This is a genomic window from Pseudomonas sp. BS-2016, assembly GCF_001806145.1.
Taxonomy (GTDB): domain Bacteria; phylum Pseudomonadota; class Gammaproteobacteria; order Pseudomonadales; family Pseudomonadaceae; genus Aquipseudomonas; species Aquipseudomonas lundensis.
In genome coordinates this window covers 83,065-105,603 of sequence record NZ_MLCT01000036.1, presented here as the reverse complement: position 1 = coordinate 105,603, position 22,539 = coordinate 83,065, and the positions used below count along the sequence as shown (strand labels likewise).

16 protein-coding genes are annotated in these 22,539 nt (G+C 61.7%); 5 read left to right on the top strand and 11 right to left on the bottom strand.

Annotated elements, in window-relative coordinates; translation table 11 throughout:
* Nucleotides 1–35 precede the first annotated feature (35 nt).
* Nucleotides 36–332 (top strand): DUF5629 family protein, encoded by a 297-nt coding sequence (locus BKD70_RS19100; protein ID WP_047275495.1) that lies wholly within the window; start codon nucleotides 36–38, stop codon nucleotides 330–332.
* Entirely contained in the window at nucleotides 322–1,494 is a 1,173-nt protein-coding gene (locus BKD70_RS19095; RefSeq protein WP_047275494.1) for a lactonase family protein, read from the top strand. Before BKD70_RS19100 ends, BKD70_RS19095 begins: the two co-directional genes overlap by 11 nt.
* An 80-nt stretch (nucleotides 1,495–1,574) precedes the next feature.
* Here the strand turns inward: BKD70_RS19095 and BKD70_RS19090 are convergent, their stop codons facing one another.
* From BKD70_RS19090 to BKD70_RS19045, 10 genes are all read right to left on the bottom strand, one after another.
* Nucleotides 1,575–2,174, bottom strand: a complete 600-nt coding sequence (locus tag BKD70_RS19090) for a glutathione S-transferase (RefSeq protein WP_047275491.1) — start codon at nucleotides 2,172–2,174, stop codon at nucleotides 1,575–1,577.
* Nucleotides 2,171–5,812, bottom strand: a complete 3,642-nt coding sequence (locus BKD70_RS19085) for an AAA family ATPase (protein ID WP_047275489.1) — start codon at nucleotides 5,810–5,812, stop codon at nucleotides 2,171–2,173. Before BKD70_RS19085 ends, BKD70_RS19090 begins: the two co-directional genes overlap by 4 nt.
* Entirely contained in the window at nucleotides 5,809–7,053 is a 1,245-nt protein-coding gene (locus BKD70_RS19080; RefSeq protein ID WP_047275487.1) for an exonuclease SbcCD subunit D C-terminal domain-containing protein, read from the bottom strand. Before BKD70_RS19080 ends, BKD70_RS19085 begins: the two co-directional genes overlap by 4 nt.
* Nucleotides 7,054–7,123: 70 nt before the next feature.
* On the bottom strand, nucleotides 7,124–8,758 hold the full coding sequence (locus BKD70_RS19075) for a BatD family protein (RefSeq protein WP_047275485.1): 1,635 nt from the start codon (nucleotides 8,756–8,758) through the stop codon (nucleotides 7,124–7,126).
* Nucleotides 8,755–10,491, bottom strand: coding sequence for a tetratricopeptide repeat protein (locus BKD70_RS19070; protein ID WP_047275482.1), 1,737 nt, complete (start codon nucleotides 10,489–10,491; stop codon nucleotides 8,755–8,757). Before BKD70_RS19070 ends, BKD70_RS19075 begins: the two co-directional genes overlap by 4 nt.
* The gene (locus BKD70_RS19065; RefSeq protein WP_047275480.1) at nucleotides 10,488–11,564 is read right to left on the bottom strand and encodes a VWA domain-containing protein; all 1,077 of its coding nucleotides are present in this window, start codon (nucleotides 11,562–11,564) and stop codon (nucleotides 10,488–10,490) included. The genes BKD70_RS19070 and BKD70_RS19065 overlap by 4 nt, the downstream gene beginning before the upstream one ends.
* On the bottom strand, nucleotides 11,557–12,051 hold the full coding sequence (locus BKD70_RS19060) for a DUF4381 domain-containing protein (protein ID WP_047275479.1): 495 nt from the start codon (nucleotides 12,049–12,051) through the stop codon (nucleotides 11,557–11,559). The genes BKD70_RS19065 and BKD70_RS19060 overlap by 8 nt, the downstream gene beginning before the upstream one ends.
* Nucleotides 12,048–12,992: a DUF58 domain-containing protein gene (locus tag BKD70_RS19055; RefSeq protein ID WP_047275477.1), complete on the bottom strand. Its 945-nt coding sequence runs from the start codon at nucleotides 12,990–12,992 to the stop codon at nucleotides 12,048–12,050. Before BKD70_RS19055 ends, BKD70_RS19060 begins: the two co-directional genes overlap by 4 nt.
* A 3-nt stretch (nucleotides 12,993–12,995) precedes the next feature.
* Nucleotides 12,996–13,955: a MoxR family ATPase gene (locus tag BKD70_RS19050; protein WP_016780594.1), complete on the bottom strand. Its 960-nt coding sequence runs from the start codon at nucleotides 13,953–13,955 to the stop codon at nucleotides 12,996–12,998.
* Nucleotides 13,956–14,105: 150 nt separating this feature from the next.
* Complete coding sequence (locus BKD70_RS19045) at nucleotides 14,106–15,002, bottom strand: LysR family transcriptional regulator (RefSeq protein WP_047275475.1); 897 nt, start codon at nucleotides 15,000–15,002, stop codon at nucleotides 14,106–14,108.
* Between the two features lie 147 nt (nucleotides 15,003–15,149).
* Here BKD70_RS19045 and BKD70_RS19040 point away from each other — a divergent pair, with 147 nt between their 5' ends.
* Complete coding sequence (locus tag BKD70_RS19040) at nucleotides 15,150–15,911, top strand: iron-containing redox enzyme family protein (protein WP_047275473.1); 762 nt, start codon at nucleotides 15,150–15,152, stop codon at nucleotides 15,909–15,911.
* A gap of 32 nt (nucleotides 15,912–15,943) precedes the next feature.
* A complete protein-coding gene (locus tag BKD70_RS19035; RefSeq protein ID WP_047275471.1) occupies nucleotides 15,944–16,774 on the top strand; it encodes a DMT family transporter in 831 nt (276 codons plus the stop codon).
* A gap of 18 nt (nucleotides 16,775–16,792) precedes the next feature.
* Here the strand turns inward: BKD70_RS19035 and BKD70_RS19030 are convergent, their stop codons facing one another.
* Complete coding sequence (locus BKD70_RS19030) at nucleotides 16,793–17,152, bottom strand: hypothetical protein (protein ID WP_047275469.1); 360 nt, start codon at nucleotides 17,150–17,152, stop codon at nucleotides 16,793–16,795.
* Nucleotides 17,153–17,663: 511 nt separating this feature from the next.
* Between BKD70_RS19030 and BKD70_RS19025 the strand changes: the two genes are divergently transcribed.
* Nucleotides 17,664–22,520 (top strand): NAD-glutamate dehydrogenase, encoded by a 4,857-nt coding sequence (locus tag BKD70_RS19025; protein ID WP_047275467.1) that lies wholly within the window; start codon nucleotides 17,664–17,666, stop codon nucleotides 22,518–22,520.
* Nucleotides 22,521–22,539: the final 19 nt, after the last annotated feature.

Sequence of the window (22,539 nt, the reverse complement as noted above, 5' to 3'; positions counted from 1 at the left end):
CCTATCATTGCGCCTTTCCAACAGGTGAATGATTAATGAGCGATTCAAACCAGACCATGCGTGCGGCCCTTGAAAGCAGCGACATGCTGATTATTGACGGGCTGCACGCCTGGGATTTTTCTCTGGATGATGTGCAATTGCTCATCAAGTGCATGGATGGCCGCGCCGAAAAACGCTGGAGTTTTACACCCCCACAGCTTGAGGCGGCGGTTTTTGACGACAGCCTGCAAAGCTGGACCCTCGTGGGCAACTCGGGCGAGCACCGCCTGGTCTGCCTCAGCGCATTGAGCGCAAGCAATGATGACGACTGTGAGGTGGTTGATGAAGCTTAAATGGTTGCCGCTGTTGATGGCCTCAAGCGTGGGCGCGATGTCGGCGCAAGCGGCCTCCGAGCGTGAAGTGGAGTTGCTCGTCGGTTCGTATACCCAAGGCAAAAGCCAGGGCATCTACCGCTTGCAGTTCGACAGCGAAAAAGGGCGCATCACCCCTGAACCGCTGCAAGTGTTTAAGTCGGCCAACCCCTCCTGGTTGACGCTGTCCGCCGACCAGCAGCGGCTGTTCGTGGTCAACGAAAACGGTAAAGGCCAGGCGGATGTGGTGGGGCGCGTGAGCAGTGTCGCGATCAACCCCCAGACCCATGAGCTGACGCTGGTCAATCAGGTCAAAACCCTGGGCGAAGAGCCCACCCACTCCAGCCTGAGCCATGATGAGCGCTATCTGTTCGTGGCCAACTATGGCGTGCATGCCGACCCCGGCGGCAGCCTGGCGGTGTTGCCGATCAATGCGCAAGGCCAGTTGCAGCCCGTGACCCAAATGAGCAGCCACCCGGCCAGCCGGGTTAACCCTGAACGCCAGTTGTCCGCGCACGTGCATTCGGTGGTGTCATCCCCGGACGGCCACTTCGTCTATGCCAACGATCTGGGCGCCGACAAGATTTTTGTCTACCGCTACGACCCCGCAGCCAACCCCGAGCATCCTCTGATCCCCGCCGAACCGGCTGCCATTGAACTGCCTGCCGGCAGTGGTCCGCGCCACCTGTTGTTCTCGCGCGATGGCAAACACGCTTACCTGACCACAGAAATGAGTGCTCAGGTGTTTGTGTTCGATTACGACAACGGTCAGCTCAAACAGCGTCAGGCGGTAGAACTGGCGCCGGGCCAACCGGCCGTGAACCGCGCCGCAGGCGGCCTGCACACCAGCGCCGACGGCAAGTTCCTGTACGTCAGTAATCGGGGCAAGGCCAACGAATTGCTGGTCTTTGCGATTAACCCCGCCAATGGCGAGTTGACGCACCTGCAGCGCCGCTCCGTTGAAGGCGATCACCCCCGTGAATTCGCCCTCAGCCCCAACGGCAAGTTTGTGCTGATCGCCAACCAGATGAGCAACAACATCGTGGTCATGGAACGCGATCCGCAGACCGGCAAACTGGGCGACACCGTGCAAAACCTGTCGATGGACGCACCGTCCGACCTCAAGTTCATCAACCGGCCATAACCCTTGGCGGCTGGGTCCCTGCGCACGGGTCGACAAGCGCAGGGACGTGCCGGCCCTTTTACGTCCTCAACCCCTGTCGCTCAGGGCTGTTTGGCCATCACCGCCGTGAACAGCCCTGACGCGAGGAAGCGTTCAAGCCAGGCCTGCAATTTAGGGTAGGGCGCTTGCGCGAACCACGCGCGGTCCACGTGGGCGAACTGGCGTATGAACGGTGCCAGTGCCACGTCGGCCAAGGTCAACGTGGTGCCGGTCAGGTAGGGGGTGTGCTCAAGCAGGCACTCAAGCCGCTGCAACACAACCGCCCCTTGCGCCCGGTAATGCTCCATCGGGTACTCGGGATAGCGCACGGCGTACTTGTAGCGGTCCAGCAGCACCTTGAAGCGGGTGTCGTTTTCTTCAATCAACGTTTCGATCAAAGGCCGGTCCGCTGGCAGCCAAACGTCGGGGTCGTTCTGACTCAGGGCCCAGTGCATGATCTCCAGACTTTGCTCGATGACCCGGCCGTCGGCGCACACCAGCACCGGCACCGTGCCTTTGGGCGAAGCGGCCAGCATGTCGGCGGGCTTGGCTTTGAGGCTGACTTCAATGATCGACACCGGGACACCGCTGTAGCGCAGGGCCATGCGGGCGCGCATGGCGTAGGGGCAGCGGCGGAACGAGTAGAGGGTGTGCAGGCTCATTTGACCTGCACCGTGCTCAGCCCGTTGCCTTGGCGCTGAACCTGTATCTGCACCGGAATCCGTTCGTGCATTTCCTGCACGTGGGAAATCACCCCGACCTTGCGTCCCTGTGCCTGCAATCCGTCCAGCGCGTCCATCGCCAATTGCAAGGATTCGGGGTCGAGGCTGCCGAAGCCTTCGTCAATAAACAGCGATTCGATTTTCAGCGTGCTGGACGCCATGGATGCCAGCCCGAGGGCCAGCGCCAGCGATACCAAAAAGGTCTCGCCGCCCGACAACGAATGCACCGAGCGCAGTTCGTCGCCCATTTCCGTGTCCATCACCAGCAATCCAAGCATGCTGCCGCCGCGCTTGAGGCGGTAGCGGCGCACCAGTTGGCGCAGTTGGGCATTAGCGTGGTGGACCAGCAGGTCGAGGTTATAAGCCTGGGCAATCTTGCGAAATTTGTCCCCGGTGCCCGAACCGATCAAATCACTGAGCCGCGCCCAGCGCTGCCACTCGTTATAGGCTTGCGCGGTGCGCTGCGCCAGTGCTTGATTGGCCTCGGTGCGCCGATTGTCTTCAGCTTGTTGCGCGCGCAGTCCGGCGCTCAATTGTTCGCTCACCTCCAGTTGAGCGTTCAGCGCGTCAAGGGCCTGGGTCAGGGCCTCGGCGTCCAGATTGCCGTTGGCCTGTGCCTGATGCCGGGCGAGTTGCTGTTCGCGTTCCTGAAGCAGAACCCGGGTGTGTTCCAGGTTTTTTTCACTGCCCAGCAGACGCTCGCGCAGTGACCGCACCTGTGGCTCGTCATGGGCCAACAATTGATACAGGCGCGCGTCATCCACGCCAGTGTGCAAGGCACGCCATTGGGCGACCTGCGCCGTTAACGTGGCGTGCTCCTGCTCAAGTGCCTGCAAACGTTCGCGGTGCGCCTTGAGTTCCGCCGTCAGCTGGATCTGCTGGCGGGTGGTGGCCTGCACGGTGTCGCTGGCATGGGCTTGCGCGGTGCGGGCCTGTTCCAGGGCCCGTTCAAGGTGTTGCTGCCAGGCTTCGGCGCTGCTGTGTGGGCCCAACAGGGCGTGCAGGGCCTGCTTGCTGGCATGTTGCTGCGCGAGCCATTCGTCCAGGGCTTGTTGCAGCGCGTCCTGCTGGGAGCGCTGATGGCTGTGCTGCACCTGCTCGCGCTCGAGGGTCTGGCTGCGCGCCGCATGCTCAGCGAGTTCGTCGCGTTGTTGCTCCAGGTGCGCAAGCCGCTCGCCCACCTGTTGATCCAACGCCATGAAACAGGCCGACGTGTGCGCACGCAGTTCGGCCAGGCGCTCGGCAGGCAACAGGCTGGAGAACGCCGCCAGTTCCTCTTCGAGGCGCTGGGCGTCGGCGTTGAGCTGCACCTGCTGGTCGGCCAGTTGCCGGGCGGCCAACTGGCTGGCGTCGCTGCTGCGCTGGATGTCGCCTTGCAGTTGTGCGGCGTCCCTTTGCAGGGCGAGCAGGGCGTTCTGACGTTCTTCGTCACGGCTGATGCTGTAGTGCAATTGTTCAAGCCGATGGGCCAGCCACGGCGCCCGCTTGGCCGCGGGTTGGTCCTGCCACTGCGCATGGTGCGGGTGCGCCTCCAGGCTGGGGGCGAGTGCCTGTTGGTCGTCCAGCAATTGCTGATGTTGCAGGCGCAGTTCGCGCAGTTGCGCATTCAGGCCGCTGACCTGTTCACGCAGTTGATCGAGGGTGGCCTTGAGTGTGTCCACGGCCTTGCGGGCCGCCGCCTCTTCGTTTTCGTCATGGCGCGAAAGGCTTTGCAACAAGGCTTCGGGCTGGTGGTACGGGTGTTCGTGGCTGCCGCAGACCGGGCACGGCTGGTTGTCCTGCAAGTGCTCGCGCAGTTCTTCAACACTGGCGCTGCGGGCCAGTCGCTGGCGCTCCAGCAGTTGGCGGGTGACGTTCAGTGCCTGCTCGGCCGCCTCGTATTGTTTTTTGGTCTGGGTGCCGAGTTCGATCCGCTGTTCGCGTTCTGTGTGCAGCGATTGCAATTTGCTTTGCAGGGCCTGCAACCGGTCGTCCAGCGCCTGTTGAGTGCTGCTCAGCCGCTGCAAGTCTTCGTAGTCGCGCTGCTGCTGGCGATTGTCCTTGAGCAAGCTGCCCAACGCCTGGATTTGCTCGTTGACGGCGTGGGGTTCGGCCGCCGCTTCCTGAAACAGGATTTCCAGGCTGTTGCGCTGTTCAGTCAGTTGCTGCGCGGCGTGCAGGGCACGTTGCTCCAGGGCCGGCAGCTCGTGTTGACCGGTGCTTAAAGTGGTGCTCAAGCGCACCAGTTGCTGCAAGCGCGGGCGCCAGGCGTCCCAGGCATTGGCCAGCGGCGCCAGTTCAGCGCTGTGCTCAAGCTGTTGGGCAATCAGTGACAGCTGTTCGGTGCTGCGTTGTTGGCGCTCGATCAGGGTGTCGAGCCGTTGTTGGCCCGCCGCACTGGCGGTGTCGGCTTGCTGTTTGAGGGCGCGTTGCTTGTCGAGCATGTCAGTGAGCCGTTGCAGGTTGGCCTGTTCTGCATAGGCCTGCTGCAGTGGCGTGGCGCACTGCTGGTGCATGGCCTGGGCCTGCTCTGTCGCCAGCCGCGCGGCTTCCAGCGTGTGCACCCGTTGCGCGTGTTGTGCCTCTAACTGCGCGTGTTGCTGTTGATGGTCGGTCATCTGCGCCGTGAGTGGACGCACCTGCGCGTCCAACTCGGCCAGCCGTGCAAACTGATGGCGCTGGGGGGCCAGTTGTTCGAGCCAGTGCAGGGTGTCGCGTTCACCAGCCTGGCTGTCCCACAGCCCTTGCGCCTGCTGCAACTGCTCGGCGGCGCTTTGGTGTTGTTCTTGCAGTTCGCGCAAGGTCTTGAGCCAGACGTGTTGCTGCTCCAGCTGTTTGAGCTGGCCTTGCCGGGCCTTGAGCTGTTGTTGGGCCAGGGTGAATTGTTGATCCAGTTCGAGGCGCGCCTCAGGCGACAGGGGCGTAATCCCCACCGCTTGATCCTGTAGCTGCTTGTGCAGGTCGCGGGTTTCCTTGGCCTTGTCGAAAGCGCGTTTGCCCAGACAGGTGTACAGCGCAGTGTCGGTGAGTTTTTCCAGCAGTTCGCTGCGTTCGTTGTCGTCGGCCTTGAGGAAGGCGCTGAACTCGCTTTGGGCCAGCATCACGGCGCGGGTGAACTGTTCGAAGTTCAACCCCAGCCGCGCTTCGAGCTGGACCTTGTAATCACCTTTCTGGCTGGCCAGCAATTGATCGCTGTCCAGATCGCGCAGGCTCTGGCGGCTGGCCTGGAGCTTGCCGGTGGCCTTTTCCCGCGCGCGGTTGGCTTCCCAGCGCGCCCGGTAGCGGCGTCCGTCGATGCCGAGAAAATCCACTTCGGCATAACCTTCGCCCGTGCCGCGCCGCAGCAGGGTGCGCGGGTCGCCAGTGGCGATCTCGCCGTCAACATCGGGCACTTTGGCGTCACGACCGGTGTTGTTCAGGCGCGGCACGGCGCCAAACAACGCCAGGCACAAGGCGTCGAGCAGGGTGCTTTTACCGGCGCCGGTGGGGCCGGTAATGGCGAATAGACCGGCGCTGGCCAGGGGCTCGGCCGTGAAATCCAGTTCAAACGGGCCCGCCAGCGAAGCGAGGTTTTTCAGGCGGATGGCGAGGATTTTCATGGCTGTTCGCCCTCCAGCTGTACGTCTTGCAACAACACGGCAAAGTCCTTGAGGGTCTGTTCATCGGCCTCGCGGCCATAGCTGTCTAGCCAGGCCCGGCTGAACAGCTCTTGCGGGGTCAATTGGTCGAGTTCAATCAGCCGCGCGTTGTCGTCTTCGTCCCCGCGTGTGCCCGTGCCCGCATACTCGGCGCTGATGCGCACCAGGCGCACGGACTTGCCTTGCAACGCGGTTTCAATCTGCTGGCGCAGGTCTGGCTGGGGTTCGTCGAGAATCACCCGCACTTCGAGCCACGGCTGGCGCTGGGTGTCGGCCAGCAGATCAACGTCCGGCACACCGCTCAATTGCGAGAGAATTTCGCTCAGTGGCGCCGGGCCGATGCGTTGCAGATTGACCGCGCGGGGGATCAGCAAGGGCTCAACGCTGACCAGGGTTTCGCCGTCCAGTTGCACCTCCAGCACCTGATGCGGGTAGCTGATCTCCGAAAAGGACAGGGGAATGGGCGAGCCGCAGTAGCGAATCCGCTCTTCACCATTGACCTTTTGCGGCTTGTGCAAATGCCCGAGGGCCACGTAGCTGATGCTTGGGCCGAACAGGCTGGCGGGGAGGGCTTCAGCGTTGCCGATAATCAGGCTGCGCTCCGAGTCTTCGGAGACCGAACCGCCCGCCATGTGCGCATGGCTGATGGCTACCAGCGCCTGACCGGGCTGGCGTTTGGCATTGGCGGCCTCGATCAGCCACTCATGCACCTGACCGATGCCGCGCAGGTAATCATCGCCCAAATGTGCGCCCGTGACCTCGGCGGGGCGCAGGAACGGCAACGCCAGGCACCAGGCCGCGATCTGTCCGGTTGCGTCCGGCAGCGGGATCATCAGGCGCTCGGCATCGAGCTGGCCATCGTCAAGCCACAGCACACGACCCAGCGCGTGGGTGCGCAGGCGCCGCATCAACGGGGCAGGCAGTTCAATGCGCGAACCGGAGTCATGGTTGCCGGCAATCATCACGATGGTCAGCGCGGGGTGCTGGTCATGGGCGCTGACGATGAAGTCGTAAAGGCGTTCCTGGGCTTTGACCGGCGGGTTGACCGTGTCGAAGATGTCCCCGGCAATCAGCAGCACGTCGGGTTGCCGGGTGGCCAATTGGGCCAGCAGCCAGTTAAGAAAACAGGCGTGTTCGAAGTCACGTTCCTGGCCATGGAGGTTTTGCCCCAAATGCCAGTCGGAAGTGTGAAACAGGCGCATAACAGAATCCGTTTTAAAAGGTCATCAGCGGTCGCGTCAGGCATGGAGCATGCCCGTAGCCACCTCGACATTATTTGGGGTAGAGCGGCGGCAGGCTGCTCGGCTCGCTGCCGGGGTCTTGCTCGCGCTCGTGCGCCGGAATGCTGCGAATGGCCTTCCATAACTCTTCGCCTTGCCAGTGCTGGCCAGACTCGCTGTAGAGCGCGCCATTGAGGCCGTCCAGCGCATCGGACAACAACACAAAGCGCGCGGCCATGTCCGCCAGGGTTTCGGGTTGCTGGCGGGCCCAGGCATCGAGTGCCTGGCGGGTCGCTTGCGGGTCGTTGGCCAGGCAGGCGCGTTTGAGATCATCGAGCAGTGTGCGCGGGCTGGGGCCAGTCTGCGCAGCCCGCAAAATGGCTGGCTGCCAGCGGGCGCGCCACCACAGGCCAAAGCCGATCAGCGTCGAGCAACCCAATACAAAGGTGCTGAGTTGCCACAGCCAGAGCGACGATTCATCGCTCAGGGGCCGCGTCGTATCGCTGGCGGCAGGGTCCAGCGCCAGGTCAGGGTTGGCGGCGACTTGCAGCGTGCGCGCCGGTAAGTAGCTGCGCTCAAGGCGATCTTCGTGGGTGTTCCACCACACCACTTCCACCGCAGGCAATTCGACTTGGCCTATGCGGGTGGGCACCAGCGCCTCGCGCTCTTCGCGACTGCCGATCAGGCCGTTTTCGGTGATTTGATTGCTCAGTTGCGGCAGGTCGGGATAACGCCGCAAGCCGTTGACGTCGGTGGCGGTGAGTGCGGGCAATTGCGCGCTGGACAGCCCTTGGGCCTTGAGCGTCAGGGTCCGGGTGAGCGAGTCGCCCACCCTGCAGTGATCGGGCTCGGGGTTCCAGGTTTCACTCATGCTCAGGCTGCGTGCGGGCAACCAGGGCGCGGTGCTCGGGTAGTCTTGCGGCTTGGGCTTGACCTTGAGCGGGATGTCCGGCGACGTCACGTGTACCAGTTTTCCCGGTACCGGGCCCAAGGGCGCCGGGGCGTTGGACTGTTGGCTGTCGACCTGGGTGGCGCTGAAAGTTTGCGCAGGCACCAACAGCTCGCCACTGTGTTGCGGGTAGATCCCGTAGCGCATTTCGATGACGCCGTGGCGCACCCCGTTGATCAGTTTTTCGTAAGTCCGCGACTCGCCGAGCTGTTCGACAATGGCATCGCTCAGGTGCAACGGGGTCAGGCTGCTGTCGTCGTACAGGGCCACCGAGTGGTAAATGCGCAGGGTCAGGATGGCCTGGGCCTGCACGTAGACGCTGGACTGGTCGAGGCTGGACTCAATAAAGACCGGAGCCAGTTCGTTGACCGTGGCTTCACTCTGGCTGACGGTCAGGCTGATCGGCTGGCTGTGATAATCGCCCACCTGCAGCGGCGGGATCACCACTGTACCGGTGCGCCTGGGTTGCAGGGTGATGATCCAGCGGGTGTTGGCTTTGTTGCTGTCGCTCAGGTTGGTCAGTTGATTGACCTGCCGCGTGCCGCGCACCTCAAACAGGTCGTCGAGGGGGCTGAGGTCGGGCTTGCCAAATTGCGTGGCGTCATTGGATTCCAGCGTCAGCTCAACGGTTTCGCCCGAGTTGAGGTGATCGCGATCGACACTGGCGACCAGCCCCAGTGCCTGGGCGGGCAGTGTCCAGCACCACAGCAAAAGTAACAAAGCACAAAGGCGGTTCATTGAGGCGTGTCCTGATGTTGCTGCTGTTCGTACCAAAATTTTCGTCGCAACAGTTCGCTGGGGTTGTCGGGAATCTGTTTCAGCCATTGCTCCAGTGCCTGCCGGTGTTCTTCTTCAATGGGCCGAATGCCTGACGGGGCAGGGTTGGTCGCGGGCGCTGCCTCCGGTTCGCCGGCGGCGGTCGGCGGCGCGTCCGGCTGTTGCGCAGGCTGAGGACTGACCTCGCCAGCAGGCGTCGAAGCCCCGCTCGGGTCTTGCGCAGGACGGGTAGCACCGGGCGCGCCCTGGGGTGGCGTGCTGCCCGGTGATTGGGCGTCAGGGGCCGGGTTTTCGGCCTCGGGGGGGCGTTCGGGCGTGGCGTGGCTTTGCTCATGCTGCTCTTCAAGCAGTTGCTCGATCAAGGCCTTGTTCTGGGCCGCGGCCTGCAACTCGGGCTGACGCTCAAGCGCTTGCTCGTAGGCGTCAATGGCCGCCTCCAGCTCGCCTGCCATGGCCAGTGCATTGCCGCGATTGTAGTGGGCGCTGGCGCTGTTGACCTCGGCGAAACGCTCAGCTGCAGCGGCGTAGTCCCCCGCTTGATACAGCGCCATGCCTTGCCACATCGGGTCTTCAAAGTGCTGCACCGCTTGCAGCGGTTTTTTCTGTTCCAGCAGGCGTTGGCCCTGTTGGTCGGGGCGTAGCCACAGGTCGGTGAAACTGAAGGCATAGCTGGGCTGTGGCAGCAAGAACAGCAGCGGCAGGCAGAACAGCCAGCCGCGCCGCCCGGCACAAGCCGCGAGCAGCAACAGGGGCAGCAATAGCCAATAACCCTGGTCAGCCCAGGTGTCCAGGCGTTGGGTCTGGCCGTCGGCCCGCAGGTGGTGTGCGCCGTCCAGCAGGCCGAGCCCGCGCAAGTCGTTGTCATCCAGACGCGCCTGCCGGTAGCGGCCGCCGATGTCCAGCATGAAACTGCGCAAATCGGGGCTGTCCAGGCGAGGCAACAGAATGGCGCCCTGGTCGTCTTTAAGCAGTAGACCGTTTTCATCGACCACCGGTGCCCCGTCGCGCGTACCGATGCCGAGCATCAGCAACGGCGGCGCATCGCTGCCCAGCCGGTTGCGAATGCCTTCCCGTTCCTGCGCGCTCAGGGAGGAGCCGATCAGCAGCAGTCGCCCTTGGCCCAGTGCGCCCTGATCCAGCAACTGCAAGGCTTTACCGACCGCCAGGTCGGCTCGATGGCCGGGTTGGGGCATGATCGAGGGCTTGAGCGCCTCCAACAGGTTGCGGCTGGTGGCCAGGTCGTCAGACAGCGGCACCAGCGTGTGGGCGCTGCCGGCGTACACGATGACCGCCGTTTGCGCGTCACTGCGGTTTTGCAGCAGGTCGTACACCTTGCGCCGCGCTTGTTCCAGGCGTGTGGGCGAGCTGTCCGTGGCCAGCATCTCGGGGGTCAGTTCCAGCATCACCACCAGCGGATCGGCGGGTTTTTGCGTGGCTTGCTCCACCCGCTGCCAGCTCGGGCCCATCAGCGCCAGCGCCGCCAGCAGCCAGCCCAGCCCGAGGACAATCCAGGGCAGTTTGCTGTCGCGGCCATTGCCGCCGCTCAGCAGCACCCGCTGAAACGCCACGGGCAAGATCATTTGCCAGCGCCCGGCGCGTTTTTGGCGGTGCCAGAGTTTCCACAGCAGCCAGCCGAGCAGGGGCAATACCGCCAGCCATTCGGGGCGAAACCAGTGCGGCCAGAGCGTGTTCATCGGCGTCTCCGCAGGCGCAGCCGCTTAAGGCGCTGGCGCCATTGAGGCAGAGGGTGCAGGCGGTGCTCCTGGGTCAGCCAGCGGTGCAGCAGCGCATTGGGCCACAGTTCGCGAATCACCATTAGCACACTCAGCAGCAATGCACCTGCCAGTGGCCAGCTATACAGGGCGTTGGCCGGGCGCGCCTGGGTGGGTTGCTGGGCCACCGGTTCGAGTTGGTCGAGGGTGTCCTTGATCGCGGCAAGCTCTTTGCCGTCATGGGCGCGGAAATACTGGCCGCCGGTCAACCGGGCGATTTCCTGAAGCGCGGGCTCGTCCAGATCCACCCCGGGGTTAATCCCGAACAGGCCCTTGGTGCTGCTGTCTTCGGGGTCTGCTCCGATGCCGATCGGGTAGATTTTGACGCCTTCTTCAGCGGCCAGGCGCGCGGCGGTCAGCGGGTCGATCTGCCCGCCGTTGTTGGCACCATCGGTGACCAGGATCAGTACGCGGCTCTGGGCCGGACGTTGGCGCAGGCGTTTGAGGGCCAGGCCAATGGCATCGCCAATGGCGGTATTTTTGCCCGCAATGCCAATGCGTGCCTCGTCCAGCCAGGTGCGCACGGTATGCCGATCAAAGGTCAGCGGCGCTTGCAGGTACGCCTGACTGCCGAACAGGATCAGGCCGACACGGTCGCCTTCGCGGTTTTCCAGAAAGTCGCCCAGCAGGCTTTTGACCAGATCGAGGCGACTGACGTCTTCGTCCCGCCATTGCATGTCCGGAAAATCCATCGACCCCGAGACGTCAACCGCCACCAGTAAATCGCGGCCACTGGCGGCAATGGGCAGCGGCTCACCGACCCATTGCGGGCGTGCAGCCGCCGTCAGCAGCAACAGCCAGAGCAGCAGGTAGGGCGCCTGTTGGCGCCACGAAGGCAGGGTCGAACGGGCTTTGCGTCGCGCCAGTTCTTCGAGGTCGCCCAGAAAGCTGATTTTGAGCGCCGCTTCACCACTGTCCGCCACCGGCAACACAGCACGCATCAGCCACGGCAGCGGCAACAGGGCGAACAGCCAGGGCCAGGCGAACTCAAACATGTTTGCGGATCCAGGTTTCTACGGCTTGATTGAGCCCGGCAATGGCTTTGTCATCAAGCTTGCATTCGGGTTTGTAGGCGCCTTCTACCAGCACCATCCAGCGCGTCAGCCCGGCGGCGGGGCAGCGGTTGTCAAGGAACGCCAGCCATTTGCGGCCATTAAGGGTGTGGCTCTGGCTGTAGGGGTAATGGTTGCGGCACAGACGTTTGAGCAGGCCATTGAGCTGTTGCAGCCAGGCACCGGCGGGTGCGCCGTCGTAAGGTTTGGGAAAGCGCGCAAGTTCTTCAAGCGCCGCCAGGCGTACCGGGTCCAGCGGTTGCTCGGTGCGCTTTGGCAGGCGTTTGGCCGGCAGATAGCGGCGTAACCACCACAGGCCCCAGCCCAGCGCAGGGAGGATTACCAGCAGCAGCCACCAACCCGGCGCAGGCGGCCACAGGCCAATGGCCTGAGGCGCAATCAACGGTTGCAGTTGCTCAAGGGTGGTCATAGGGTTTTGCCGGGGCGCTTGGCATTCAGGTAGTCGCGCAATTGTTCGATCATTTCGCTCTGGGTGCTCAAGGGCATCAGCAGCACCCGCAGTTTTTGCGCGAGCAAGGCCCAGCGCGCGATGCGAGCTTCGGCTTGCGCGCGGTAAGCCTGACGCAAATCATAGTTGAGGGTGTCGAGTTCGAGCTGGGCCCCGCGTTCGGCAAAGCGCAGCAAGCCCGCTGCAGGCAGTGCATGGTCCAGCGGGTCCGAGAGCGGTAACAGCATCAGGTCGCAATGGCGGGCCAGCAGGCTCAATTGTTGTTCGGCTGCGTCGGTGAGGGCGCGCTCGTCGCAAATCACGATCACCAGGCTGCCGGGCCGCAGCACTTCTCGGGCACGGATCAGTGCCATGCCCAAGGCATCGCGGTCCGATTGCACCTCGGTGTGCAAGGACTGATTGACCCGCACCAGACGGTTGAGCAGTTGCAGCAGGCTCTGTTTACTGCGTCGCGGCTTGATTTCGTAATGTTCGTGGTCGCCGAACACCAGTCCGCCCACGCGGTCGTTGTGGCCCAGCGCTGCCCAACCGATCAGGCTGGCGGCCTGGGCGGCCAGTACGGACTTGAACATCAGCCCTGAGCCGAAAAACAGGCGGCGGCTTTGTTCGGCGAGGATGAAAATCGGCCGTTCGCGTTCCTCATGGAACATCTTGGTGTGGGGCTCAAGAGTGCGGGCCGTGACGCGCCAGTCAATGGTGCGCACATCGTCTCCGGCCTGATACACCCGCACCTGATCGAAATCGACCCCGCGCCCGCGCAGTTTTGAGTGGTGCAGGCCCACCAGCGGGCTGCGCTGGCTGGGCGAGGAAAACAGCTGCACTTCGCGCACCCGATGGCGCATTTCGATCAGCTCGGCCAGGGTCACGCGAATGCCGGGTTCGGCGGGCAGGGGGTTGTTCATCGGTCAGGCAACGGCGACGACGTCAAGAATGCGCTGCACCACACGGTCTTGGTCGATGCCAGCGGCTTCGGCCTCAAACGACAGAATGATGCGATGACGTAGCACGTCGAACAATACGGCCTGTATGTCTTCGGGGCTGACAAAGTCGCGCCCGGCGAGCCATGCGTGGGCCCTGGCGCAGCGGTCCAGCGCAATCGAGCCGCGGGGGCTGGCACCATAGGCGATCCACTCGGCCATCTCCGGGTCGAATTTGCCGGGGGTGCGGGTGGCCATGACCAGTTGCACCAGGTATTCCTCCACGGCGTCGGCCATGTACAAGCCGAGGATTTCCTTGCGCGCTGCGAAAATGGCTTGCTGGCTGACCCGGCGCTCGGGCTTGGTTTCGCCGTTCAGGGCTTCGCCACGGGCCTGTTGCAGGATACGGCGCTCGACCGCCGCATCCGGGAAGCCGATTTTGACGTGCATCAGAAAACGATCGAGCTGGGCTTCAGGCAGCGGGTAGGTGCCTTCTTGCTCGATGGGGTTCTGCGTGGCCATCACCAAAAACAGTGGCGACAGCTCGTACGTGCTGCGCCCGACGCTGACCTGGCGTTCGGCCATGGCCTCCAGCAAGGCGGACTGCACCTTGGCCGGGGCGCGGTTGATTTCATCGGCCAGCACCAGGTTGTGGAAGATCGGGCCTTGCTGAAACACGAAACTGCCGGTTTCGGGGCGATAGATCTCGGTGCCGGTGATGTCGGCGGGCAACAGGTCGGGGGTGAATTGAATACGATGGAACTGCGCTTCAATGCCTTCAGCGAGTTCTTTGATGGCCTTGGTCTTGGCCAGGCCGGGGGCGCCTTCGACCAGCATGTGGCCGTCAGCCAGCAGCGCGATCAGCAGCCGGTCGATCAGCTTTTCCTGACCGAGAATCTGCGTTGAAAGAAAGGTTCGCAGCGCAAGCAGCGCTTCACGATGTTCCATCGATGACTGTTCCTGAAAAGGACACCGGCGGCGCATGAATTGCGCCGGGGCTGGGGGCGTTACTTTAATCCATTGCAGGGGGTTGGGACTAATGCCAGTCGGGGTTTTTGTGGAAAAAGCACAAAACAACCCGGTTGTTGAGAATGTTGCTTATTTGCACGCCGTGGCCGGCCCCGGATTCTGCGGTGAAAAGTGCTCTGCCAGCAGGCTGGCGAAGGCATCGCGCGCCGTGTGGCACCCCGTTTCACGGTGCCACACCAGCCGGTTTTGCACCGCTGGCAGGTCGTTGAAACGATAGCGCGTCAAGGTGGCGCCGGTGCCAAAACGCTCCAGCATGCCCTCGGGGACGATGGCCAGCCCGGCGCCGGCGCCGACGCAGCCGATGATGCTGCCCCAGTTGGCGTAGGCCACGCTGTTGATGGGCACGTTGTGTACGGCAAGCCACTGTTCCAGTGTGTCGCGGTACGGACAGCCCGCTGGCCACATGAATACGGTTTGCCGGGAGATGGCGCTCAAGTCCGTGAGCGGCGGATGGGCAGCCCCGGCAATCAAAATCAACGGCTCGTGATAGAGCGCGGTGCTGAGCAATTTGGGGTGCTGAACATCGATGGCGACAATCGCGGCATCCAGCCGATGGTGCTGGACGTCATCAAGCAGTTGCGGCCATTGGCCGGTCACCAACTCCAGCGTGACCTCCGGGTAGCGCTGGTGGTATTCGGCCAGCAGCGGCGGCAGGCGCCCGGTGGCGCACGAGTCGATGGCGCCGATGCGCAGTGTGCCGTGGGGCTTGGCGTGGGGCGTGACGGCGCGCCGGGCTTCATCGACCAGTGCAAGGATGCGTTCGCAATACCCCAGAAACAATTGACCGGCGGCGCTGATTTGCAGCCCTCGGCCCGCACGGGTGAACAGCACGGTGCCCAGTTCGTTTTCCAATTGTTTGATGCGCGTGGTGATATTGGACGGCACGCAGTGCAGGTGTTGAGCCGCCAGCGCAATACTGCCGCACTCGGCCACCGACTTGATCATCCTGAGTTGGCTCAATTCCACGGTTCACTCCCCCTGAGTTCAGAACTCTTAATTAATCACTTGTTCGCTGCGCCAGGGCTGACTGACATTGACTTCTGCAAACACTGCGGCTGACGTCAGTGTGCGCTGGATGAAAGGAAGGGTAACCCCTCTGTTAGCGAGGTCAATATGAACATTACAAAAACAAAAGTTGAGTCATTGGCGCAGACCGTGTTTTCACATGGCGCACTCAATAATAGGTTTTATCAACGCTGGCTTAACGAAACCCTGACGTTTGCCGAAGTGGAAGTGTTTGCCCGTAACTATTGGGCGCGTACCCGGCGCACCGCGACGATGGTCGCGCTGTCGTTGCTGCGCGCCAAAACCCTGCAGGCGCGGGTGGAAATCGTCAAGAACCTGTATTCGGAGCTGGGTGGCGGGGATGTGCATAAAGCGCACAGCGCGCTCTTGCAACGCTATTTGCTTGATCTGTTGAGCCGTTTGGCCAAGCGGCCTTATTCGCTGCAAGAACTGGAAGCCGGGCCCTTGTTGGCGTCCACCCAATTATTTATTGATGAACAAGATGCGTTATATGCACCGCACGGATTGGGCCGTTCTGAAAGTCATGTATTAGGGGCGTTGTTGGCGCAAGAGTGGTTGGCGTATTCCATGTTGACGCGTTTATACGAAGGCGCGAGGAATTATCAGTATGCGTATAAACACAATGATGAGTTTCATGAGCACTGTGAGTATTTTCATATTCATATCGGTGAAGCCGAGAAAGAGCACAAAGTTCAGGCAGTCGAAGCCGCGGCCGTTGAATGTTGTACCCAAGAAGACTTCGCTGGACTGTGCGTCGGGTTCAATCGTTTTCTGGCCATTACTGAGCATTATTGGCAAGGCATCGCGGTTGCGATGGCTGAAACCCCGGCGCTGGCGGTGCGCGCTTGAGGCGTGCAACGGCCCCGGCGTTGTTCGGGGCAATGCTGGCAGTGGTGCTGTGCTGGGCGTATTCGCCGATCGGGATTCATATCGGCTTGCAAAGCTACTCCCCCGGCCACTTGGCCTTGCTGCGTTTTTTGGTGGCGTCGCTGTTCATGGGCGTGGTGGCGCTGGTGCGCGGCATTGGCTTGCCTCGCCTGCGTGACGCGCCGTGGTTGATGGTGTTGGGGCTGTTCGCCATTGTGATTCACCATGTGGCGTTGAACACCGGCCAGCGCTGGGTCAGCCCCGGCGCGTCCAGTGTGCTGGCGCAGTCAACACCGATATTCAGCACGTTTATTGCGGCAATCTGGCTTAAAGAGTCCGTCAGCGCCTGGCGCTGGTGTTGGGTGGGCACGGGGCTGGTGGGGGCGCTGGTGGTCATTTGGGGGGACAAGGGCTTGGGCACCTTCCGCCCCCAAGGGTTGTTGATACTGCTGGCGGCGTTGTCCTGGAGCGTCTATTTCGCGCTGCAAAAGCACTATTCCAGCCGTTACAGCCCCTTGACCATCGTCTGTTACACCATTTGGGCCGGAACCCTGTTGTTAGGTGTCTATGCACCGGGCCTGGCGACACAGGTGAGCGCTGCGCCGGTCAGGGTCAACCTCGCCGTACTGGTGCTGGGGGTGTTTCCCAGTGCATTGGCCTACCTGTTGTGGGCCTATGTGCTGGCGCACACCGAAGTGAGCCGTTCGGTGTGCGTGATGTATCTGGTGCCTCCCGTCGCCATGTTGATGGCCGCAGTGTTGCTGGGCAGCCATGTATCAGGTGGGGTGCTGTTCGGGATGGCGATTGTGTTGGGCAGCGTGTTTGCGATGCGGCGGGCGGCTTGATGAGAGGTGGGGGCTGTGTCAGCTCAGCTCGCTGGCATAGGTGCCGACGCCATCCAGAATGAGGGTCAGGGTTTGCTCAAGCTCTTGCATGTCCGTGGCCTCGGCGTCGAACTGGATCTCAAGGTGATCATCGCCATTGAGTACGTCAACGTCACCGGCGGCCACTTCAAGCAATAGGCGGGTCGGGCTCAGGGTGACTTTGACCCCTTCCAGTGACGAGGGATCGTTGTCCCCCAGGGAAATCTCCAGCTCATCTTCGTCCGGATAGCGGCTCATCAGAAACATGTCGCCCTGCGTGCTGAAGCAGCAGACCGTGGCGAGGTTCTCTTCTTCCTCGTCGCACGGGTTGGCGAGCAGTAGAGGGGCTGTGATTTTCATGGGCTAATTCCTGGCGCTTGGGCGCCTGCAGAGCGTTCAAAAGCGGCAAGTTTGCCAGCCTGCGCGCGTTTGTGCAGGTCTGAATGCTGAAACGGCGCAACTGAAGTGTTTTCGACTGTCAGTCATTTCAGATTCCAACGTCAGTAAAGCGGTATTTTCCGTGAAGTTTTTTCGTTATCGAGTGCTAGGGTTGAACATGAGCAGCACCCGCGGTTACGTCCCGATGACTGAATATGTCGCCGCATCGCAAGTATCGCGGGCATCTCTCTCGTTAAGCTGCATCCGGGATAGTTATCTCTAAAGACACAGCCCGCTGAGCGGTCAGTCGTTTTTGTAGATACCCCTCCTGGAACGTGAATGTGACCCCTGGGTCGCGGCCAGCTTCACCTCCCTGTCATGCTGTGCATTGAGGGTGGTTGCCACATCCAGCCTCACGCAGCATGGGCAGCTCCCCATGCGGGAATAGCACGCGACGCTTCTCTCAATAACAAGCCCAAGCGGAGTACCACAGATGGCGTTCTTCACCGCAGCCAGCAAGGCCGACTTCCAGCATCAACTGCAAGCGGCACTGGCGCAGCACATCAGTGAACAGGCACTGCCACAAGTGGCGCTGTTCGCCGAGCAATTCTTCGGCATCATTTCTCTGGATGAACTCACTCAACGTCGCATGTCCGACCTTGCCGGCTGCACGCTGTCGGCCTGGCGCCTGCTTGAACGTTTTGACCCGGCCCAGCCTCAAGTGCGGGTCTACAACCCGGATTACGAACGTCACGGCTGGCAATCGACGCACACCGCCGTCGAAGTGCTGCACCACGATTTGCCGTTTTTGGTGGATTCGGTACGTACCGAACTCAACCGTCGCGGTTACAGCATCCATACGCTGCAAACCACGGTCCTGAGCGTACGCCGTGGCAGCAAGGGCGAGTTGCTGGAAATCCTGGCGAAGGGTACGCAGGGCGAGGGTGTTTCCCAAGAGTCGCTGATGTATCTGGAGATCGACCGCTGCTCCAATACCGCTGAATTGAATGTGCTGAGCAAAGAGCTGGAGCAGGTTCTGGGTGAAGTGCGCATTGCTGTGGCTGACTTTGAGCCAATGAAGGCCAAGGTTCAGGAGTTGCTGGCGAGCATCGACAGTTGCCAGTACGCCGTGGCGGCTGATGAGAAAGCCGAGATCAAGAGTTTTCTGGAATGGCTGGTGGGCAACCACTTCACGTTCCTGGGCTATGAAGAGTTCGTGGTGCGCGATGAAGCGGACGGTGGCCATATTGAATATGACCCGGCTTCCTTCCTCGGTCTGACCAAGCTGCTGCGCGCCGGGCTGACCCCCGAAGACCTGCGCATCGAAGACTACGCCGTCAGCTACCTGCGCGAACCGACCCTGTTGTCGTTTGCCAAGGCGGCTCACCCAAGCCGTGTGCATCGTCCTGCTTACCCCGATTATGTGTCGATCCGCCAGATCGATGCTGACGGCAAGGTGCTGAAGGAATGCCGCTTCATGGGCCTTTACACGTCGTCGGTGTATGGCGAGAGCGTGCGTGAAATCCCGTATATCCGCCGCAAAGTGGCTGAAATCGAACGCCGCTCCGGTTTCCAGCCCAAAGCGCACCTTGGCAAGGAACTGGCGCAGGTGGTCGAAGTGCTGCCTCGCGACGACCTGTTCCAGACACCGGTCGACGAGCTGTTCAGTACGGTGATGTCGATTGTGCAAATCCAGGAGCGCAACAAGATTCGCGTCTTCCTGCGCAAAGACCCGTACGGGCGTTTCTGCTATTGCCTGGCGTATGTGCCGCGTGACGTGTACTCCACCGAAGTGCGGCAGAAAATCCAGCAAGTGCTGATGGACCGTCTGCAAGCCTCGGACTGCGAGTTCTGGACGTTCTTCTCTGAGTCGGTGCTGGCACGCGTGCAGCTGATTCTGCGGGTAGACCCGAAAAACCGCATCGATATCGACCCGCTGCTGCTGGAAAAAGAAGTCATCCAGGCGTGCCGCAGCTGGCAGGACGACTACGCCAGCCTGGTGGTCGAGAGCTTCGGCGAGGCCAATGGCACCAAAGTACTGAGCGACTTCCCGAAAGGCTTCCCGGCCGGCTACCGCGAACGTTTCGCGGCGCACTCGGCCGTGGTCGACATGCAGCATCTGATGAGCCTGAACGAGCAAAACCCGCTGGTGATGAGCTTCTACCAGCCGCTGGGGCAGAGCGCCGGTCAGGAGTTGCATTGCAAGCTGTACCACGCCGACACACCGCTGGCGCTGTCAGATGTGTTGCCGATTCTGGAAAACCTCGGTCTGCGGGTGTTGGGCGAGTTTCCGTATCGCTTGCGCCACGCCAATGGCCGTGAGTTCTGGATCCATGATTTCGCCTTTACCGCGGGCGAAGGCTTGAACCTGGACATCCAGCAACTCAACGACACCCTGCAAGATGCGTTCGTGCACATCGTCAGTGGCGATGCGGAAAACGATGCGTTTAACCGCCTGGTGCTGACCGCCGGTTTGCCATGGCGTGATGTGGCGCTGCTGCGTGCCTACGCCCGTTACCTGAAGCAAATCCGTCTGGGCTTCGATCTGGGCTACATCGCCAGCACGTTGAACAACCACACCGATATCGCCCGCGAACTGACCCGGTTGTTCAAAACGCGTTTCTACCTGGCGCGCAAGCTCACCGCTGAAGACCTGGAAGACAAGCAGCAGCGTCTGGAACAAGCGATTCTCAGCGCGCTGGACGATGTTCAGGTGCTCAATGAAGACCGCATCCTGCGTCGCTATCTGGACCTGATCAAGGCTACGTTGCGGACTAACTTCTACCAGCCGGATGCCAACGGCCAGAACCGTTCGTATTTCAGCTTCAAGTTCAATCCGCACTTGATTCCCGAACTGCCCAAGCCGGTGCCCAAGTTTGAAATCTTCGTGTATTCGCCCCGCGTGGAAGGCGTGCATTTGCGCTTCGGCAACGTGGCGCGCGGCGGCCTGCGCTGGTCGGACCGTGAAGAAGACTTCCGCACTGAAGTGCTGGGGCTGGTGAAGGCCCAGCAAGTGAAGAACTCGGTCATCGTGCCGGTGGGTGCCAAGGGCGGTTTCGTCCCGCGTCGTTTGCCACTGGGCGGTGGCCGCGACGAGATTCAGGCAGAAGCGATTGCCTGCTACCGGATCTTTATTTCCGGCTTGCTGGACATCACCGACAACCTCAAGGACGGTGCGCTGGTGCCGCCATTGAACGTCGTGCGTCACGACGAGGACGATCCGTATCTGGTGGTGGCTGCGGACAAAGGCACTGCGACCTTCTCCGACATCGCCAACGGTATCGCCATCGACTACGGGTTCTGGCTGGGTGACGCGTTCGCGTCGGGTGGTTCGGCCGGTTATGACCACAAGAAGATGGGCATCACCGCCAAAGGCGCCTGGGTCGGTGTGCAGCGCCACTTTAAAGAGCGCGGGATCAACGTTCAGGAAGACAGCATCAGCGTGGTCGGTATCGGCGACATGGCCGGTGACGTGTTCGGCAATGGTTTGTTGATGTCGGACACACTGCAACTGGTGGCTGCGTTTAACCACCTGCATATTTTCATCGATCCCAACCCGGAGCCTGCCAACAGCTTTGCAGAGCGCAAGCGCCTGTTCGACTTGCCGCGTTCGGCCTGGTCGGACTACGACACCAGCATCATGTCGGCGGGCGGCGGTATTTTCTCGCGCAGCGCAAAAAGCATCGCCATTTCTCCGGAAATGAAAGCGCGTTTTGCAATCACCGCTGACAAATTGACCCCGACCGAGTTACTGAACGCCTTGCTCAAGGCGCCGGTTGACCTGCTGTGGAACGGCGGCATCGGGACTTACGTCAAGGCCAGCAGCGAAAGCCATGCGGATGTGGGCGACAAGGCCAACGATGCACTGCGCGTCAACGGTAACGAGTTGCGCTGCAAAGTGGTGGGTGAGGGTGGCAACCTCGGCATGACGCAATTGGGTCGTGTGGAGTTTGGTCTCAATGGCGGTGCCACCAACACAGACTTCATTGACAACGCCGGTGGTGTTGACTGCTCTGACCATGAAGTGAATATCAAGATCCTGCTCAACGAAGTGGTGCAGGCCGGCGATATGACCGAGAAGCAGCGCAATCAGTTGCTGGGCAGCATGACCGACGAAGTGGGTGCGTTGGTGCTGGGCAACAACTACAAGCAGACGCAGGCCATTTCGTTGGCGGCGCGCCGTGCTTATGAGCGGATTGCCGAGTACAAGCGCCTGATGAACGATCTGGAAGCGCGTGGCAAGTTGGACCGTGCCATTGAGTTCCTGCCCTCTGAAGAGCAGCTCAACGAGCGCGTGGCGGCCGGTCATGGCCTGACCCGTGCCGAGCTGTCGGTGTTGATTTCCTATAGCAAGATCGACCTTAAAGAAGCGTTGCTCAACTCCCAGGTGCCGGATGACGCCTACCTGACCCGCGACATGGAAACAGCGTTCCCGCCGATGCTGGTCAGCAAGTTCGCCGAAGCGATGCGTCGTCATCGCCTGAAGCGTGAAATCGTCAGCACCCAGATCGCCAACGATCTGGTCAACCACATGGGCATTACGTTTGTTGAGCGGCTCAAAGAGTCGACGGGCATGAGCGCTGCCAATGTGGCCGGCGCTTACGTGATCGTGCGTGACATTTTCCACCTGCCGCACTGGTTCCGTCAGATCGAGGCGCTGGATTATCAAGTGCCGGCCGAGATTCAACTGGCTTTGATGGATGAGCTGATGCGCCTGGGGCGTCGCGCCACGCGCTGGTTCCTGCGCAGCCGTCGCAATGAGCTGGACGCCGCGCGGGATGTGGCGCACTTCGGACCGCATCTGGCAGCGCTGGGCCTCAAACTTGACGAACTGCTGGAAGGGCCGACCCGTGAAGGCTGGCAGACGCGCTACCAGGCGTATGTCGAGGCGGGCGTTCCGGAGTTGTTGGCACGCATGGTGGCGGGCACCACGCACCTGTACACCTTGCTGCCGATCATTGAAGCCTCGGATGTGACCGGGCAGAACGCGGTGGACGTGGCCAAGGCGTATTTCGCTGTTGGCAGTGCGCTGGACCTGACATGGTACTTGCAGCAAATCAGCAACCTGCCGGTGGAAAACAACTGGCAAGCGCTGGCCCGTGAAGCCTTCCGCGACGATATCGACTGGCAGCAGCGGGCGATCACGGTCTCGGTCCTGCAAATGACCGATGCCGGTGAGAGCATCGAGGCGCGTCTGGCGCTCTGGCTGGAGCAGAACCAGACCATGGTTGAGCGCTGGCGCGCCATGCTGGTGGACTTGCGTGCAGCGACGGGGAATGACTATGCGATGTATGCCGTCGCTAACCGTGAGCTGCTGGACTTGGCCATGAGCGGTCAAACCGCGATCTGAGGGAAAAAGCAGTAAAAAA